The organism is Parafrankia soli, from assembly GCF_001854695.1.
In the GTDB taxonomy this organism is placed as follows: domain Bacteria; phylum Actinomycetota; class Actinomycetes; order Frankiales; family Frankiaceae; genus Parafrankia; species Parafrankia soli.
In genome coordinates this window covers 17428-35162 of the sequence record NZ_MAXA01000114.1, presented here as the reverse complement: position 1 = coordinate 35162, position 17735 = coordinate 17428, and the positions used below count along the sequence as shown (strand labels likewise).

At 71.2% G+C, this 17735-nt stretch carries 13 protein-coding genes and 1 tRNA gene; 11 read left to right on the top strand and 3 right to left on the bottom strand.

Annotated elements, in window-relative coordinates; genetic code table 11:
• The first annotated feature begins 319 nt into the window (after positions 1-319).
• Positions 320-679: a DUF5999 family protein gene (locus BBK14_RS39930; protein WP_020459463.1), complete on the top strand. Its 360-nt coding sequence runs from the start codon at positions 320-322 to the stop codon at positions 677-679.
• Between the two features lie 447 nt (positions 680-1126).
• Positions 1127-2734 (top strand): bifunctional phosphatase PAP2/diacylglycerol kinase family protein, encoded by a 1608-nt coding sequence (locus BBK14_RS11660; protein WP_071061854.1) that lies wholly within the window; start codon positions 1127-1129, stop codon positions 2732-2734.
• A gap of 47 nt (positions 2735-2781) precedes the next feature.
• Here BBK14_RS11660 and BBK14_RS11655 read toward each other — a convergent pair whose 3' ends face one another.
• Together BBK14_RS11655 and aceE are read right to left on the bottom strand one after the other, a co-directional pair.
• Positions 2782-3621, bottom strand: a complete 840-nt coding sequence (locus BBK14_RS11655) for a hypothetical protein (protein ID WP_071061852.1) — start codon at positions 3619-3621, stop codon at positions 2782-2784.
• Positions 3622-4314: 693 nt separating this feature from the next.
• Positions 4315-7134, bottom strand: a complete 2820-nt coding sequence (aceE, locus tag BBK14_RS11645) for a pyruvate dehydrogenase (acetyl-transferring), homodimeric type (RefSeq protein ID WP_071061848.1) — start codon at positions 7132-7134, stop codon at positions 4315-4317.
• Between the two features lie 340 nt (positions 7135-7474).
• On the opposite strand from aceE, the gene BBK14_RS11640 reads away from it, so the two are divergent.
• A complete protein-coding gene (locus BBK14_RS11640; protein WP_020459467.1) occupies positions 7475-7864 on the top strand; it encodes a YjbQ family protein in 390 nt (129 codons plus the stop codon).
• Positions 7865-8256: 392 nt separating this feature from the next.
• Positions 8257-8694: a DUF3052 domain-containing protein gene (locus BBK14_RS11635; protein ID WP_020459468.1), complete on the top strand. Its 438-nt coding sequence runs from the start codon at positions 8257-8259 to the stop codon at positions 8692-8694.
• A gap of 227 nt (positions 8695-8921) precedes the next feature.
• On the opposite strand, the gene BBK14_RS39925 is transcribed toward BBK14_RS11635, so the two are convergent.
• The gene (locus BBK14_RS39925; protein ID WP_241831408.1) at positions 8922-9647 is read right to left on the bottom strand and encodes a DUF4234 domain-containing protein; all 726 of its coding nucleotides are present in this window, start codon (positions 9645-9647) and stop codon (positions 8922-8924) included.
• Between the two features lie 542 nt (positions 9648-10189).
• On the opposite strand from BBK14_RS39925, the gene BBK14_RS11625 reads away from it, so the two are divergent.
• From BBK14_RS11625 to BBK14_RS11600, 7 genes are all read left to right on the top strand, one after another.
• On the top strand, positions 10190-10648 hold the full coding sequence (locus BBK14_RS11625) for a peroxiredoxin (RefSeq protein WP_020459470.1): 459 nt from the start codon (positions 10190-10192) through the stop codon (positions 10646-10648).
• An 817-nt stretch (positions 10649-11465) separates the two neighbouring features.
• Positions 11466-11537: transfer RNA gene (locus BBK14_RS11620), tRNA-Val, on the top strand.
• Positions 11538-11624: 87 nt separating this feature from the next.
• Positions 11625-12536, top strand: coding sequence for a tyrosine-type recombinase/integrase (locus BBK14_RS11615; protein WP_071061846.1), 912 nt, complete (start codon positions 11625-11627; stop codon positions 12534-12536).
• 433 nt (positions 12537-12969) lie between these two features.
• Complete coding sequence (locus BBK14_RS11610; RefSeq protein WP_198541239.1) at positions 12970-14565, top strand: alkaline phosphatase D family protein; 1596 nt, start codon at positions 12970-12972, stop codon at positions 14563-14565.
• Between the two features lie 355 nt (positions 14566-14920).
• Positions 14921-15052: a hypothetical protein gene (locus BBK14_RS41260; RefSeq protein ID WP_275078473.1), complete on the top strand. Its 132-nt coding sequence runs from the start codon at positions 14921-14923 to the stop codon at positions 15050-15052.
• A 73-nt stretch (positions 15053-15125) separates the two neighbouring features.
• Positions 15126-17342: a WD40 repeat domain-containing serine/threonine protein kinase gene (locus BBK14_RS11605; RefSeq protein WP_071061842.1), complete on the top strand. Its 2217-nt coding sequence runs from the start codon at positions 15126-15128 to the stop codon at positions 17340-17342.
• A gap of 206 nt (positions 17343-17548) precedes the next feature.
• Positions 17549-17731, top strand: a complete 183-nt coding sequence (locus BBK14_RS11600; RefSeq protein ID WP_241831407.1) for a hypothetical protein — start codon at positions 17549-17551, stop codon at positions 17729-17731.
• Positions 17732-17735: the final 4 nt, after the last annotated feature.

The following is a 17735-nucleotide window of genomic DNA, read 5'->3' as shown; positions in this document are numbered from 1 at the left end:
GGAGCAGACGTGCGCCGGGCCGAACTTGATGGTCCGCATCCCGGACCGGCCCGGCCGCGACGATCGATCGACGAAGCGGGCCCCGCCTGTCGGCTCGGACCAATCCTCCGGTCCGAGCAGGTCGAACGCTCGGCGTCGGGCTGCAATCTACCCATATGCGTGAGCGCCGGGCAGCGGCCCTCGCCTACGGCCACGGGGAGATACGCCCCGGCCTACCGGACGCCCACACCCGCCCCCGGCTGGCCGCGTACGGCGTGACACGCCGGTGGGCGCACGGGCGCCCCCGTGTGACGTGCCTAACGGAGAGGCGTAACCTCTGGTGCTCGTGCACCAAGGAAGTGTTTTCAACCTGGCCCCGGCCCTGCCGGCGCCCACCACAGAGGCGGAGCCGTCCGGCGACCCCGCCTCCGCCTCCCCCGTCGCGCGGCGGAGGTGTCCGCACAGTCCGCCCTGCCCGACGGCCGACAGCGCCGACCACGACGCGGCGAGAGTCACCAGCAGACACTGTGACCAGGGCTGGAGTCTGCTCTGCAACGGGGTGATCCTCTTCGAGGACACGGGGGAGATCCTGCCCACCGGGCGCACCGTGGAGCCGCGGCGACCGTTGCCGAGGCCCGGGTGCGTGCCCCGGCCGCCCGCGCCGCGTCGAGGGGCGGTCGCCGCGCCGACACCGGTCTGACCCGCCACGTCCCGCCGCCCGGCTGGGCGGTGCGGCGCGCCCCGGCACCGTCCGGCCGGGCCGGGGTTCCGCCCTGGCCTGTGCCGGCACCGGGGGCACGGCCGGCACCTGTGAGCGGTGCCGTGTGCGCCGCGGATGCGCCGCGGGTGCCGCTGGGACGGCGGCGCGGGGGTCACCGGGCCGCTCCGCGCGCCGGCACGGCGGACCAGGCTGACGACGTGCTGATGCCGGTCCGGCCTGTGCGAATCACCTGAACGTGGTCCTCCCGGCCGTGAGAGGACCACGTCGCGGGCCACCATGCGCCAACCCGGCACCTCGCCCCGACCCGGTGTCCCGACCGCCCGGACCCGACCCGGTGCCCTGAGCCGGCGTTCCGCCTTCCCGGCGGATCGCCGCGCGCGCCCGCCCGCACACGGGACGAACGGGTACGGTTCCGGCGTGACGTCCATGCGGCGGATTCCGCGGCCCGTTCACCGTTCCCGCACCCGTGACCGTGGCCGTTCCCGCGACCTGGTCGGCGAGAGCGATCTGCCCCGCGTCGGCGACCTGGCCCGCCTGCTCGTCCGGCACGACGTCGCGATCGGCCGGCGTTTCGTGCACACCTTCATCACGGTCGACCGCGCGATGTTCTCCGCCATCGCCGGCGCCCGGCCGCTGGTGGACCCGCTGCTGCCCCGGCTCTCCCACGCGGCCGACCACGGCATGCTCTGGTGGGGGGTGGCGGGCGCGCTGGGCGCGACGAAGGGCCGCCGCCGCCCGGCGGCGATGCGCGGCCTGCTCGCCCTGGGCGTCGCCAGCGCCGTCGCCAACGGCCCGGCCAAACTCCTGTTCCGCCGGGGCCGGCCGCCGACACACGGCATCCCGCCGTTGCGCCGGCTGCGCCGTGACCTGACGACCTTCTCGTTCCCGTCGGGGCACTCGGCCTCGGCGGCCGCCTTCGCCACCGGTGTCGCGCTCGACGCGCCCGCGGCGGCCGTCCCGGTGGTCGCTCTGGCGTCCGCGGTCGCCTTCTCCCGGGTCTACGTCGGTGCCCACTACCCGGGCGACGTGGTGGCCGGCGCCGCGCTCGGCATCGGCGCCGGGCTGCTGACGACGAAGGTGATGCCGCGGCGCCCCTGGTCGCCGGCACGGGCCCGGCCGGCGTCCGCCTGGGCCCCGGCCCTGCCGGACGGGACGGGCCTGGGTGTGGTCGTCAACGCCCGGTCCGGCGCCGGTCACCACGCCGAGCTCGTCGCCGTCCTGCGTGCCGACCTGCCCGGCGCGCAGGTCGTCGAGGTCGGCCCCGACCAGGACGTCGCCGAGGCCCTGGACCGCGTCGCCGCGCACAGCCGGGTCCTCGGCGTCGCCGGCGGCGACGGGACGGTCAACGCCGCGGCCGCGGCCGCTCTCGCCCGGGGCCTTCCGCTCGCGGTGTTCCCGGCCGGCACCCTCAACCACTTCGCCGCCGACGTCGGCCTGAACAGCGCCGGCGACACGATCAAGGCGGTCCGCGAGGGCACGGCCGTCGCGGTGGACGTCGGCAGGGTCGACGGCATCGGCGCGGCCGACTCCCGGTTCAGCCGGATCTTCGTGAACACCGCCAGCCTCGGCGGCTACCCGGACATGGTCGGCATCCGGGAGCGTTTCGAGCGCCGGATCGGCAAGTGGCCGGCGATGATCATCGCGCTGAGCCGGGTGCTGTGGAGCGACCCGCCGTTCGACGTCGAGATCGACGGCGTCACCCGCCGGGTCTGGCTCGTCTTCGTCGGCAACGGCCGCTACCTGCCCGACGGGTTCGCCCCGACATACCGGACCCGCCTCGACGAGAGCCTGCTCGACCTGCGGGTCGTCGACGCGACCGCGCCGCTGGCCCGGCTCCGCCTCGTCGGCGCGGTGCTGACCGGACGTCTCGGCCGGTCACGGGTCTACGAGCAGCGGACGGTGGAACGGGTGCGGATCTCCTCCAACCAGCCGTCCCCGCTGCCGTTCGCCAGCGACGGCGAGGTGACCGAGGGGATCCGCCGGATCGCGGTCACGACGAGCGGTGCCCGTCTCATCGTCTACCGGCCCGAGTAGACCCGGACGACGGCGGCGGTGCCCCGGGGGCGGTACCGGGTGCCGGGTCAGTCCCCGGGAGGGCTCTGGAGCGGCACCAGTGCGCGCAGCGGGGTGGTGAGCCGGGCGAAGACCTCGGGGTCGAGCAGGTCCTCGACGAGCAGCGCGCAGGCCAGGTCGGCGCACAGCTCCATGACCCGCTCGTCCGAGGACGAGTCCGGCGCCGTGGCGAGCCGGCGGCAGGCCGGGCACAGCCGCCAGAACCCCTCGGCGGCGCTGCGGCGGACCAGCGTCCACACCCGCCGTCGCCCGGTCAGGACGGCGCTGTCGAAGGCCCGCTCCATCGCGATCTGGTGGGCGTCGTCGTCGCGGGTGAGCACGGTCGTGAGCAGGCCGTCGAAGACCTCGAGGCTGGCCTGGTCGTGGCAGCGGCGGGCCAGCCGCGGCAGTGTGGCCAGCACCCGTTTCACGTCGGCGGCGGCCGGGCCCAGATCCGGCTCGTGCGAGCGGACCCGCGGGTACACGGTGCGCCACGGCCGCAGCAGCGCCGTGTACTCGGAGCGGTTCAGGATCGGCTTCGCGTAGGCGCCGGCGAGCGCGTCGCGCATCGCGCGCAGCGCGGTCGCGGTGATCGCGGGGTCGAGCGTGACGTACTCCGCGCCGGCCAGATCATCCGCGTAGATGGCGGAGAGGGCGTCGAAGGCCGCCAGGACCTCGACGATCAGCGGGGAGTCGGGGGCGAGCGCCTTGTCCCGGGCCGAGGCGAGCTGACCGGAGTTGCGCCACAGCGAGGCCAGTGCCACCAGCTCGCTGTCGGAGGTGTGCACGAGTTGCGCCAGGATGCCGAGGATCCCGCGGAGGTTCGGATGCTCCTCCAGCCGCTCGATGCGGCGGGCCCGGAGGATCATGCCTGCCGGCCCGGCTGGCGGGTGGCCGCCATGATGGCGGCCGGACCGGTGGTCCTCGGGACACGCGTCACGTGCTCCTCCTCGATCTCGTGGCGACCAGGTCGCGACGGGCCCCACCGAGCGCCGTCCGGATCACCGGACGGCCGCGGGCTCCGCGAACCGGATGCTCCGCGTTCCGGCCACGCGACGCCGGCCACGCTCCTGCCCTCGACGGGCCGGTGCCGCGGCACGGTGCCGTGCGCCGTGGGGGACGTCCCGCGGCGGTTGGCCGACCCTTGGCCGACGCGCGACGTCGCCTGGCCGTCGGCCGTGGATGTCACTCCCGAGACAATAGTGTCGCCGGTGACGATCCGGAACCGATTGCCGGTGACAGCTTGTCACACGGAGTGCTGTGCTGGTGGCACCGTTGGAGTACAGATGGTAGCCGGTGCGCGGCCGGAGCTCCGTGAACACGAAGAGTTAGTGCCACATTCGGTTACGCACAGTGGTGTCGAGGGTGGCGAACGTCGTCACGCCGTGTCGCGGGCGGCACGTCCGCCACCGGTGCCCGCGGGGCCCCGAGTGTCTCGGAAGCCCCGCGGGCCAGGTCCGGGCGGCCGCCACAGGCCGCTCCCAGCCGCCGCCACGGGCCGTCCAGCCGCCGTGGACCGGGCAGGCCGCTGAGGCCGCGGCCGGCTGACCGGCCGCGCCCGGTCAGCCGGAGACCGGCTGGTCGTCCTCCTCCACGGCGCCGCTGCCGAGAGCGGCCTCGCCGGCGCCGTCCTTGCGCAGCCCGTACCGGCGGATGGCGTCGTCCACCGTGGCCTGCTCGACATCACCCGTTCGTGCCAGCGCCTCCAGGGTCGCCACGACCACAGACTCGGCGTCGACGTTGAAGTGGCGCCGCAGGGCCGCCCGGGTGTCGGAGCGGCCGAAGCCGTCGGTGCCCAGCGAGGTGTACTGCTGCGGCACCCACCGCGAGATCTGGTCGGGGACGGCGCGCATCCAGTCCGAGACCGCGACGACCGGGCCCGGCGCGCCGTCCAGGATCTGGCTGACGTAGGGCACGGCCGGCGGCTGCTCGGGGTTGAGCAGGTTGCGCCGCTCGCACACCAGCGCCTCCCGGCGCAGTTCGTTCCACGAGGTCACCGACCACACGTCGGCGGCGATGCCGTAGTCGGCCGCCAGCATCTCCTGGGCGGCCAGCGCCCAGCGCATGCCGGTACCGCTGGCCAGGAGCTGCGCCTGCGCCGTGGTGGAGCTCTCGGCGGCCGTGGCGGGCGTCCCCTCGCCGCCGGTGAGCGCGTCGGCGGTACGGAACCGGTACATGCCGGCGATGATCTGGGCCGGGTCGACCCCGGTCGGCTCGGCCGGCTGCGGGACCGGCTCGTTGTAGACGGTCAGGTAGTAGAAGACGTTCTCGTTCCGCTCGCCGTACATCCGGTCGAGCGCGTCGCGGACGATGTGGGAGATCTCGAACGCGAACGCCGGGTCGTACGACACGCACGCCGGGTTCGTGGATGCCAGCAGCAGCGAGTGGCCGTCCTGGTGCTGCAGGCCCTCGCCGTTCAGGGTCGTGCGCCCCGCGGTGGCGCCGAGCAGGAAGGCCCGGCCGAGCTGGTCGCCGAGCGCCCACATCTGGTCGCCGGTCCGCTGGAAGCCGAACATCGAGTAGAAGACGTACACCGGGATCATGTGCTGGCCGTGGGTGGAGTACGCCGTCGCGGCGGCGATCACCGAGCCCATCGAACCGGCCTCGCTGATGCCCTCGTGCAGCATCTGGCCGGATTCGGACTCCCGGTAGGAGAGCAGCAGCTCCCGGTCGACGGCCTCGTAGCGCTGCCCGTGCGGCGAGTAGATCTTCGCCGTGGGGAACATCGCGTCCATGCCGAACGTGCGCGCCTCGTCCGGGATGACGGGCACGAACCGGGCGCCCATCTCCTTGGTCTTCATCAGGTCCTTGAGTAGCCGGACGATGGCCATCGTCGTGGCCACCGGCTGCTTGCCCGAGCCCCGCCGCAGCTCGTCGAAGATCGACTTCGGCGGCTGGGGGAGGGTGCGGGCCCGCACCACGCGGCGCGGGATCGATCCGCCGAGCCCCGCCCGGCGCTCCCGCATGTACTGGATCTCCTCGGAGTCCGGCCCCGGGCGGTAGTACGGCGGGAGGTCGCCGTCCAGCGCCGAGTCGGGGATCTCCAGGTAGAGCCGGTCGCGCAGCTCCTTGAGCTCGGTCTTGGTGAGCTTCTTCATCTGGTGCGTGGCGTTGCGGCCCTCGAAGTCCTTGCCCAGCGTCCAGCCCTTGATCGTGTGGGCGAGGATCACGGTGGGCTGACCGGCATGCTCCGTGGCCGCCTTGTAGGCCGCGTACAGCTTGCGGTAGTCGTGCCCGCCGCGGGAGAGCTTGCTGAGATCCTCGTCGGCCAGGTTGGCGACCATCCGGCGCAGCCGGGCGTCGGCGCCGAAGAAGTGCTCCCGGATGTAGTCGCCCGACGAGGTCGAGTAGGTCTGGAACTGGCCGTCGGGTGTGGTGTTCATCCGGTGGACGAGGACGCCGTCGGTGTCCTTGGCGAGCAGCGGGTCCCAGTCACGGCCCCAGACGACCTTGATGACGTTCCAGCCGGCGCCGCGGAACAGCGACTCCAGCTCCTGCATGATCTTGCCGTTGCCGCGGACCGGCCCGTCGAGGCGCTGCAGGTTGCAGTTCACCACGAAGATGAGGTTGTCGAGCTCCTCGCGGGCGGCGACCCCGAGGGCGCCGATCGACTCCGGCTCGTCCATCTCGCCGTCGCCGAGGAACGCCCACACCTTGCTGCGGGAGGTGTCCTTGATCTGGCGGTTGAGCAGGTAGCGGTTGAACCGCGCCTGGTAGATGGCGTCGATCGGGCCGAGGCCCATCGACACCGTCGGGAACTCCCAGAAGTCCGGCATCAGCCGCGGGTGCGGGTAGGACGACAGGCCGCCCGGCTCACCCTCGCGGCGGAACGCGTCCAGCTGCGCCTCGGTGAGACGGCCCTCGAGGAACGCGCGGGCGTAGATGCCGGGGGAGGCGTGCCCCTGGATGAAGATCTGGTCCCCGGAATCGCTGCCGGGGGAGGAGGTCAGGTGGTCCTTGCCCCGGAAGAAATGATTGAAGCCGACCTCGTACAGGCTCGCGCTCGAGGCATATGTGGCGATATGGCCGCCGACATTATATTCCGGACGGTTCGCGCGGCTGACCATGATGGCGGCGTTCCACCGGATGTACGCCCGGATCCGCCGTTCGACGTGCTCGTCGCCCGGGAACCAGGGTTCCTGCTCGGGGGGGATCGTGTTGATGAAGTCGGTGCTGGTCAGGCCCGGTACCCCGACCGCCTTCTCGCGTGCCCGTTCGAGGAGCTTGAGCATGAGGAACCGTGCCCGGCCTCGCCCGGACTCCTCGATCACCGCGTCGAGCGACTCGAGCCATTCGCTGGTTTCGGACGGATCGATGTCCGGCAACTGGCTCGGGAGCCCGTCGGTGATGACCGAGAACTTCCGCGTTGTGTCCTGCGCCACGCCTACTCCTGCTCTCCGTTGGCTCCTGTGCCGATGCCCTCTCACTATCGTGCTCCGTCTCGACACGGTCGTCACGCACGCCCTGCCTACTGTGCGGTAGGGAAACTGGATCGGCACACGCGGTTGTTCGCGGTCTGTCCCCGAGGTGGTGGCGCGCCGGTGAACACACCGCGACGGCCGTCTGAGCAGCACCTGGACGCAGCCCTCGGACCCGGGCGGCCACCCAGGCGTCGGGGTGGCGTGCGGGCGGTCGCACCGGCAGGTGCGGGATGGTTGGGATACGTGCGCCCGAGTTGTGGACGCCCGCCGAGGGAGGGACGCCACCGTGGAGACGAAGACGATGACGGTGCGGACGGGGCGCGACGAACGGGTCGTCGACCTCACCGAGCCGGCGGCCGAGTTCGTCGCCGGCCGGGGCGACGGGCTGCTGTCCGTCTTCATCCCGCACGCGACGGCGGGCGTGGCCATCCTCGAGCTGGGCGCCGGCAGCGACGACGACCTCCTCGCCGCCCTGGCCGCCCTGCTGCCCGCCGACGACCGCTGGCGGCACGCCCACGGCTCGCCCGGGCATGGCCGCTCACACGTGATGCCAGCCATCATCCCGCCGTCCCTGACCGTTCCCGTCCTGGACGGGCGGCTCGCGCTCGGTACCTGGCAGTCGGTGGCGCTTGTCGACCTAAATGTGGACAACCCCGAGCGGACCGTCCGGTTCTCCTTCCTGCCGGGCTGACCGGGCCGGTCAGCCCCGTCCGGCGGGCAAAGTCCGGCCAGTGCGCCCACCCCGGTGCCGGACCTGGGATCATCGGAACGGCCAGGAGACGTCCGACATCACATACCCGCAGGTTGGACCGATGGTGGGATCATGTCGGCGGGTTTCGTACGACGGGTTGACGAGGCGGCCCCGGGGTAGCGAGATTGTGTCAGCGGAGATCGTTGTGGAACGGCCGGCATCCCCCTGCTTGTCCACAACCCCCGGCGTGGCACTTGCGCACCCACCGCATGGTCCGGTGGACTAGGCCCACGGCGGGTCGCGCGAGCGGATCGTCGCCGAACCGGTCCGCCCACGACCGGGGCGCCTCGCGGCCGCGGAGCGTCGTGTAGACGAGCAGGAGGTAGCGGAGGGTGAGTCCGACCGCGGCGAACGCCGAGGGTCAGCGCCGTGCGGAACGTCTGGGAGTCATGGCCGGCACCTTGGTCCAGTCGCTCAACGAGGACGACGACATCGCCCAGGATCTCCTGGACGCGGTCACGACCTCGAGTGGCACCGACCTCGTCCCGGAGGACTCCGACGACGTGGTAGACGTCGTGCTCCTCTGGTGGCGCGAGGATGACGGTGATCTTGCCAACGCCCTCATCGACGCGCGTAGGCAGTTGTCCGAGGACGGCGTGATCTGGCTGCTTACCCCGAAGGCCGGCCGTGACGGCCACGTCGAGCCCAGCGACGTCCTGGACGCCGTGCCGACCGCCGGCCTCGTCCAGACCAGCACCGTCAGCGTCGCGGCCGAATGGGCCGGAATGCGGCTGGCCGCCCCGAAGTCCCAGCGGGTCCGCCACCGCTGAGGCCCCGGGCGCCCGCGCGCGTCCGAGGCCTCAGCGGCGGCGATCTCCCCAGTCGGGGTCGCAACCGATCGGTGTGACGTGCTTGCCGACGGTCCTTCCGCCATGCCCAGTGCCAGGTCCGTGTGCCGCCCGCCCGGCCGGCATCCGCACTTGAATGATCAGCGGTACGGCACCGCGGGCCGTCACAGCCCGCGGTGCCCCGTTTCTCGTCCGCTACGCCGTGCGGCTCAGCGGCTCAGCGGCACCTGCTGGCCTTCGACCGCGCCGGGGTAGCGGTTCCAGATCTTGTTGATCTCGAACTGGAGATAGAGCGGCCCACCGCCGATCAGCCACAGCAGGAACGCGATCCCCGGGCTGATCTCCGGCAGGCCCGCGGCGCGCTGCGCCTCCGCTGTCCGCGTCCCCAGCCGCCACGCCGCCACGAACGGCGGGACGATCAGCACCCAGCCGATCAGGAAGGCCAGCAGCGACAGCGTAGGGTTGACCTTGATCCGCGAGTTGTAGGCGGCAAGCTCTTTGTTGGTCTTGTACACCCAGACGAACCCGTAGATCCCGAGAGTGATCAGCGGAAGGCCGAGCCACACCCCGAACGGATTGCGCCGTTTACCGAGGACGCCGGCTCCGACCGGCGGCACACCGGCCGGCGGCGGCCCGTATCCGGGCGGCACGGGATAGGTCTGCCCGGCCCCGGGATGGGGCGGGTAGGGATTCGAGCCCTCCCGGGGGAACGGCGGGTAGCCGCCCGGACCACCCGGGGCCGGACCGGGCGCACCCGCCGGCCCGGCCGCGCCGGCGAACCCGCGCGGGCCTCCGGGCGGTGCTCCAAGAGGGCCGTCCGGGAACGATCCGAAGGCACCGCCGGGCCCGGGCGGCTGTCCGCCGGGGCTTCCGTGGCCGCCCGGGCCCCAGCCAGGTGGGCCGGACGGCGGCATGTGATCGGTCAAGGTGGTCACGACCTCCCTGCTGTCGGCATCCGCGGGACGCCCGACGCGCCACTGTGCGGCCCCGTCCGCGGCGTGGCCGCGAGCCGGGGCAACGGCCGGAAAAAGCACACTCCGCCCGGTCACCTCTGTCGTTGTCCGGCACGACTAGCTCGCCGCGGTCGTTGACCGGTCAGACTAGGGCACCAGAGTCCCGGAAACCGGCTCCCGCGCCTTCCTGTGGCTTCGCTGACCGGAAAAGTGCCATCCGCGGCCGGCCGGGCACGCCTTGGAGCCGTTTCGGGTCTCTACATCTTCGAGTGCCGTTGCCGAGTACCCGCCCCGATGTGTTCCCCCTGTGTGCTCATCCTGTTCACCATCGCATCCGTGTCGTAGCGCCGCCGCTGCCCACCGCCCCGACCTGCCCGCGGGATCCGGCACACCGGCCGCAGCCGGAGCGCAAGGCCGCGGCCGACGGTGGCATGCTGGCGGAGAGGACCGACAGGTCGCGAAGACCGAGAGGTCGAACAGCACCGCAGGACGCGAAAACCAACCGCAATCGAGAGGAAGAGCTCGTGACCGTCGACGTCGGAGCCGTCGCCCCCGACTTCTCGTTGAAGGACCAGAACAACGAGGTCGTCACCCTGTCCGACTTCCGGGGCCGCCGCAACGTGGTGCTCCTGTTCTACCCGCTGACCTTCACCGGCGTCTGCCAGGGCGAGCTGTGCTCCGTCCGGGACGACCTGGCCTCCTTCCAGAACGACGACGTGCAGGTGCTGGCCATCTCCGTCGACTCCTCCTTCGCGCACAAGGTCTGGGCCGACCAGCAGGGCTACGAGTTCCCGCTGCTGGCCGACTTCTGGCCGCACGGCGAGGTGGCGAAGGCCTACGGGGTCTTCAACGAGGAGAAGGGCATCTCCCTCCGCGGAACCTTCATCATCGACAAGGAGGGCAAGGTGCGCTGGAAGGTCGTCAACAACATTCCGGACGCACGCGACCAGGCCGAGTACCTCAAGGCCCTCGCCTCGCTGTAGTCCCGGCGAGCGGCGGGCCGGGTCGCCTCGCCCGTCGGACCCCCGCGAGGTGTTCCAGAGTCAGGGACACCTCGCGGGGGTCCCGGCGTGGCATGGCACGGGCGACGTGCGCCGCCGGTCTTCGAGGACGGGGAACCTCATGCCGTGTTTCCGCTGCAGTACGCGACAGACCGACCCAGTCCGGGGCGCGAGCCCCTGGCAACGCGCGGTCGTCGGCGGCGAACAGGTCCTGGTCTGCCCGACCTGCCGCCCCTCCCCGGAGTGGGAGAAGATCCTTGACCGCTGCGACCGCTGCGCCTCGACCCACCTGGCGAAGGCCCTCGGCACGGTGTTCTGCCGGGCCTGCGGCGCGCGGAAACCCTCCGAACAGCAGCCCGCCGGGCGCTCGCCAGCCCCTGAACCGCCCTCATCGGCTCGCGAACCGTTCTCAGCCACGCCCGGACTGTCCTCACTCATCCCCGAACCGTCACCGTCGCGGACCGCCTCCGACGTGCCAGAGACCACAACCGGTGCTCTGCGCCCGCCGGCCGCAGGATCCGCCAAGGGCGTGCCGGCCGCCACAGACACTCCCAACGCCTCCGCGGGACGTYATGGCGGGGAACCAGCCGTGGAGGGGCCTGAGCGTGCCCTCAGCGGCGACCTCGCCGCCGATGTGGACGCAGCCCTCACCCGCATGTTCGGGCGACCGCGCCCGGTTTCCTGACCCACGATCCGGGATCATCCGCTAACGTTGCGACCGGGCACGGTCACCTCACCGATCCGGCGATCGGCCGTGCCACCGGACGGACGATGCCTGCGTAGGCTGGGCATCCACCCCGGGCGCGTAGCTCAGCGGGAGAGCGCTCGCCTTACAAGCGAGTGGTCGCAGGTTCGATCCCTGCCGCGCCCACAAACCCCGGTCTACCTGCGGAAATAGAGATCATTTGCTGGTTCGCAAGTAGAGAACGGCGGTCAGACACAACTAAACTGCGCGATCATGAGCCTAGTTGACCATGGTGCCTGGCCCTCCCTGGTGCGGCAGTGGCGGCGGTCACTCGAAGCCAGAACCATGTCCCCGCGGACGATCACGTTGTATGTTGACGCGGCCTGTGACCTCATCCGGCATCTCGCCGAGCACGGCGGGCCCGGCGACCCCCTGAAGCTCGAGCGGGCCCACGTCGAGGCGTTCCTGGCCGACTACGCGACCGACCACGCCCCGGCGACCGTGTCCCTGGTCTACCGGGCGCTCCAACAGTTCACCGGCTGGCTCGTCGAGGAGGAGGACCTCGACCGGGACCCGATGGGCCGGATGYGGCCGCCGGTTGTCCCGGAGAAGCGCGTGCCGGTGCTGACTGATGATCAGCTTCGCGCCCTCCTGGCCGACTGCGCGGGCCGGGACGTGATCTCGCGGCGCGACGAGGCGATCATCCGTCTGCTGATGGACACCGGCGGCCGACGCGCCGAGATCGCGAACCTGACCCTTGAAGATCTTGACTTCACCCAGGATGTGATCCACATCATGGCCAAGGGAAGGCGCTCGCGCACGGTGCCGTTCGGGAGTAAGACCGGGATCGCGTTGGAGCGGTACATCCGTCTGCGGGCCCGCGACCGGTGGGCCGAGCTGCCGAACCTGTGGCTGTCGGAGAAGAACCGCGGCCCGCTCACCGCGAACGGCATCAACCAGATGTTGAAGCGGCGCGGCAAGGCCATCGGCGTACCCGGCCTGCACCCGCACCAGTTCCGGCACACCACCGCCCACGGGTGGCTCGCCGCCGGGGGCGGCGAGACCGACCTCATGCGGAACATGGGCTGGCAGTCACCCGCGATGCTCCGCCGCTACGGCTCGAGCGTCGCCGACGAGCGCGCCCGCGATGCGCACCGTCGTCTCCGCCTCGGTGACCGGCTGTAGACCCATTCCTTGGTCAACTGGTAGGGATAGCAATAGAAAGCGATCCTTTTCTTTGCACAGAGAGAACTCGGCTGGCGACCCACTCCCCTGTCGGAGGGAATCCGCCGGGTCATCACAGAGACCGGTCTGCCGTAATCAGCTTGTCCTCCTGACCGCTGCCATTATCTGCGCTCAGGCCCGTCGTCGATCTCCTCACCCATCCCTCGAAGCGTCCCCGGTGACTTCGTCCGGGCAAGGATCGCGCGAAATCACTCTCCGTGCACAATCTATACCTCTGTAATAACTGGACGTAACCATCGGCCGGCCAGCGCCTCTGACGTTCATCCGCAGGTCCCTTGAACAGGGTTGGGGCGTCACTTTTACGCACCAAAATGAGTGCACGGTGAAACTCCAGCACACCTGGACACGGTCCCCCGGACCAAGGAGGATGTTCGTGGTTGTACCCGCTGTTTCCGTCTCCCGTCGTCGCTTCCTCGTGGTCGGCGGCACCGGTGCCGCCGCGGTGCTGCTGGGCACCGGAACCTCGACTGCCGCGAGCACGTTCCCGTACCCGGTGACAGGCGTGAACCCGTTCACACTCGGTGTGGCTTCGGGTGATCCGCTACCGGACGGTGTCGTGCTGTGGACGCGTCTGGCTCCGGACCCCTTCACTCCAGACGGCACCGCCGGGATGCCCGCGGTGCCGGTACGGGTGGAGTACGAGGTGGCCATGGACGAGCGGTTCCGCTCCGTCGTGCGTCGTGGCAGCGTGGTGGCAACACCGGAACTGGGTCACTCGGTGCATCCCGAGATCCGAGGGCTGGCACCCGACCACGACTACTTCTACCGGTTCCGCACGGGTGACGAGATCTCGCCGGTCGGCAGGACCAGGACAACGCCCGCCGCCCACGCCAACCCGCGGGAGCTCACCTTCGCGTTCGCCTCCTGCCAGGCATGGCAGGACGGCTACTACACCGCCTACGAGCACATGGCGGCCGAGGACCTCGATTTCGTGGTCCACCTCGGGGACTATATCTACGAGTCCGGCGTGGCCAACAACAGGCGCGGAGTGGCGGTGGACGCCCGTTTCCACACCGAGACGTTCGACCTGGCCCGCTACCGGCTGCAGTACGCCCTCTACAAGGCGGAGGAACCGCTACAGAAAGCCCACGCCCGCTTCCCGTGGATCATGACGATCGACGACCACGAGGTGGAGAACAACTGGGCGGGCGACATCTCGCAGGCCGACACCGAGCCGGACCAGGATCCCGCCGTGTTCCGGCAGCGCCGGGCCGCGGCCTTCCAGGCCATGTACGAGAACATGCCGTTGCGACAGGCCCAGCTGCCGTCCGGACCCGACGTGCTCCTGCACCGCAGGCTGACCTACGGCCAGCTCGCCGACATCACCATGCTCGACACCCGTCAGTACCGGGACGACCAGCCCTGCGGGGACGGCTCCTCGGCCACCTGCACCGACCGTTCCGCTCCCGGCCGCACGATCCTCGGCACCGAGCAGCGGGAGTGGCTGCTGAACGGTTTCAGCGGCTCCCGGGCCAGGTGGCAGATCCTGGGTAACCAGGCCCCCATGGGGCAGACCGACCGTGACCCCGGACCGGACACCAACGTCTTCCTCGACCCCTGGGACGGCTACGTGGCCGAGCGTAACCAGGTGCTGACCGCGGCCCGGGACCGCGGTGTGCGGAACCTCGTTGTGATCACTGGCGACCGGCACCAGAACTATGCGTGGGATCTCAAGCAGGACTATGCCGACCCGGATTCCCCGACGGTCGGCAGCGAGTTYGTCGGCACGTCCGTCTCATCCGGCGGTGACGGCGCGGACATCACCGCGGAGGCCCGGCGTTTTCTCGACGCCAACCCCCACATGAAGTTCATCAACACGCAGCGCGGATACGTCCGGGTGCACGTCGACCAGGAGCGCTGGCGCAGTGACTTCCGGGTGCTCCCCTACGTCACCACCGCTGGCGCGCCGATCTCGACCAGGGCGAGCTACATCGTGGAGGACCGTCACCCCGGCGTTCAGGAGGCCTGACGACGCCTGCGAAGGCCCGCCGTCGGACGATGCCCTCGAGCCGTTCCCGTACGTCGCCGTTGAGGCCCCAGCCGTTCAGCGGCGGCGGTAGACAAACGGTCTCCGGGGTAGCCCGGAGGCAGCAGCCGAGGGAACGAGGCGGTTCTATGTGTGTCCTGCTGGTTCATCTGGAAGTTCCCCCGGGTCGACGGGTCTGCAATGCCCGGCTCTTCTACCCGATCTGGGATGAGGTCGACCACAAGGTCCGCCCGAAGCAGGGACCAGAACCAGGCTCCATGACCGCCCACCGTCCGTGAGACCGCGGAGCCGGCTGTTCTCTGTCTGTTGCCCCACAAGCCGGCCCCTGACCCGACTCGTGGACTCGACGCCGCCGTCCCTCGTCGACCTCGCTCGGTTCGGCACCGGCATGTCGGTGTTCGGCTACGTCAACAGCGCTCTCGTCTGGGTCTTCGTGCACCAGCTCGGCTACTTCTGTGCACGCCGCTAGAATCATGCATCGTGTCGGGGGGAATGGGCGGGTTCGTGGTGGTCGCTGGCCGCCGGCGGGCAGCCACCCCGTCATGATCGTCGATCGGGCGCGAGTGGCCGCGGCGTTGCCCGGCTACGAGCTGGGCGGCCAGCTCGGCGCGGGTGCGTTCGGGCTGGTGCTTGCCGGCCGGCACCGCGGGCTGGACCGCCCGGCGGCGATCAAAGTTCTGGCCGCCGGGCCCGACGGGGAGACGGGCGGGTTCGCCGCCGAGGCGCAACTACTCGCCGCCCTGGATCATCCGCATGTGGTGCGGGTCCACGACTATGTGGAGGCCGACGACCTGCATCTGATCGTCATGGAACTGCTGGGCGGGGGAACCTTGACCGTCCGGCGCAAGACGGAGATATCGCCGGAGGGGGCCTGCGCGGTGGGCCTGGCGGTGGCCGCGGCCCTGGCCTGCGCGCACGGCCGGGGGGTGCTGCACCGCGACATCAAACCCGACAACATCCTGTTCGACACCGCCGGCCTGCTGAAGGTCGCCGACTTCGGGATCGCGAAAATCGTGGAGGGGTCGGCGGCCACCGCCAGCCAGGTCGCCGGCACTCCGGCTTACATGGCCCCCGAACAGATCCTCGCGGGCCGCCTGGGCCCGGCCACCGACTTGTACGCCCTCGGATGCGTGCTTTACCAGCTGCTGGCCGGGACGCTGCCGTTTGACCCGGCCCCGTCGATGCATGCGCTGTTGCAGCACCACCTCAACACTCTCCCCGTCCCGCCCGCCGGGGTTCCCGCCCCCCTCGCCGCGGTGGTGATGCAGGCGCTGGCCAAGGAGCCCGCCGACCGGCCGCCGTCCGCCCACGCCTTTGCCCTTGACCTGGCCCGTGCCGCCGCCGTCGTCTACGGCCCGGGCTGGACCGCCCGGGCCGGGATCGGGCTGCGGCTCGATGACGACATCCGCGCCGCCGCCGACCATCCACCCCAGCTCACCCCGGCGACACCCGGGACGCCGCTGGTTCTCGCGGCCGCACCGGCCGACCCCGGGCACGAGGTGACCTCCGCCGGGAACGTCAACGGCGACCAGGCCCATGACGCGATCCGTCTCGTCGACGCCGCCCTGGGTATCCACCCTCAGCCAGACCCGCCCGCTGGTCCGAGCGAGCCGACAACCGTGATGGACGGTGCCGTCCTGGCCGCGGCGGCATCAGCGGGCCGCTCCCGGCCATGGCGCCGCTGGTTTCGCCGCCCCCGGATCGTCGCCCCACTCGCTGTCCTAGCCGTCGCCGCCATCACGGCGGCCGCTCTGGCCATCGCAGCAGGCCCCAGATCGGGATCGCCAACTGCCCCTACCCGCCCCACCCCGCTTGGTCAGCCCCTGACCGGCCATACCGACTGGGTAGGCCCGGTGGCGTTCTCCCCGGACGGGCGCACTCTCGCCTCCGGCAGCGCCGATCACACGGTGCGGCTGTTGGATTTGACCGACCGTACCCGCCCCACCCCGCTTGGTCAGCCCCTGACCGGCCCCACCGACTGGGTGTTGTCAGGGGCGTTCTCCCTGGATGGGCGCACCCTCGCCACTGGCGGCGCCGATCACACGGTGCGGCTGTGGGATCTGACCGACCGTACCCACCTCACCCCGCTTGGCCAGCCTCTGACCGGCCACACCAACTGGGTGTTGTCGGTGGCGTTCTCCCCGGACGGGCGCACTCTCGCCTCCGGCAGTACCGATCGCACGGTGCGGCTGTGGGATTTGACCGACCGTGCCCACCCCGCCCCGCTTGGCCAGCCTCTGACCGGCCCCACCAACTGGGTGGGCTCGGTGGTGTTCTCCCCGGATGGGCGCACCCTCGCCACCGGCGGCGCCGACACCACGGTGCGGCTGTGGGATGTGACTGACCGTGCCCACCCCGTCCCGCTTGGCCAGCCCCTGACCGGCCCCACCAGCGCCGTGGGCTCGGTGGTGTTCTCCCCGGATGGGCGCACCCTCGCCTCTGGCAGCGCCGATCGCACGGTGCGGCTGTGGGATGTGACTGACCGTGCCCACCCCGTCCCGCTTGGCCAGCCTCTGATCGGCCACACCGACCGGGTGTTGTCGGTGGTGTTCTCCCCCGACGGGCGCACCCTCGCCACCGGCGGCGCCGACACCACGGTGCGGCTGTGGGATGTGACTGACCGTGCCCACCTCACCCCGCTTGGCCAGCCTCTGATCGGCCACACCGACCGGGTGTTGTCGGTGGTGTTCTCCCCCGACGGGCGCACCCTCGCCACCGGCAGCGCCGACACCACGGTGCGGCTGTGGCGGATCCGCTGACCACCCGCGATGATCCAGTAGCCACGCGCTACCAGCGCGATGATGGTCTGGCCCGTCCCGCAACCGATTACGGTCGCGCGTGGCCTCGGGGGCAACCTTCTGGAGATCGTTGTCCTGCCCCTTGTCGATGGCACTGAACTGATCATCCACGCGATGCGGATGCGTCCGAAGTACCGGAGTCTCCTGCCGTGACAAGGAGGGTCGAGATGACAGACGAGACAGCGCGTACCCCTATGTCGGGTGGGGTCCCGGTGACCGACGAACTCGTGGCGAGGCTCGCCGGGGAAGCCGAGGCCGGCTATGACGTGGAGGTCCCGCGGCGCCGGGGTGGGCGGCGGCCGATCGGGTCGGCGCCGGGGGAGGTCGTGCCGGTGCGGCTCGACCCCTGAGCTA

Bases quoted from the DNA above. Each gene is read 5' to 3' on its own strand.
- BBK14_RS11605 (WP_071061842.1), top strand. From the start codon at position 15,126: ATGATCGTCGATCGGGCGCGAGTGGCCGCGGCGTTGCCCGGCTACGAG.
- BBK14_RS11655 (WP_071061852.1), bottom strand. From the start codon at position 3,621: ATGATCCTCCGGGCCCGCCGCATCGAGCGGCTGGAGGAGCATCCGAAC.
- BBK14_RS11640 (WP_020459467.1), top strand. From the start codon at position 7,475: ATGACGGTGCGGACGGGGCGCGACGAACGGGTCGTCGACCTCACCGAG.
- BBK14_RS11660 (WP_071061854.1), top strand. From the start codon at position 1,127: ATGCGGCGGATTCCGCGGCCCGTTCACCGTTCCCGCACCCGTGACCGT.
- BBK14_RS11600 (WP_241831407.1), top strand. From the start codon at position 17,549: ATGACAGACGAGACAGCGCGTACCCCTATGTCGGGTGGGGTCCCGGTG.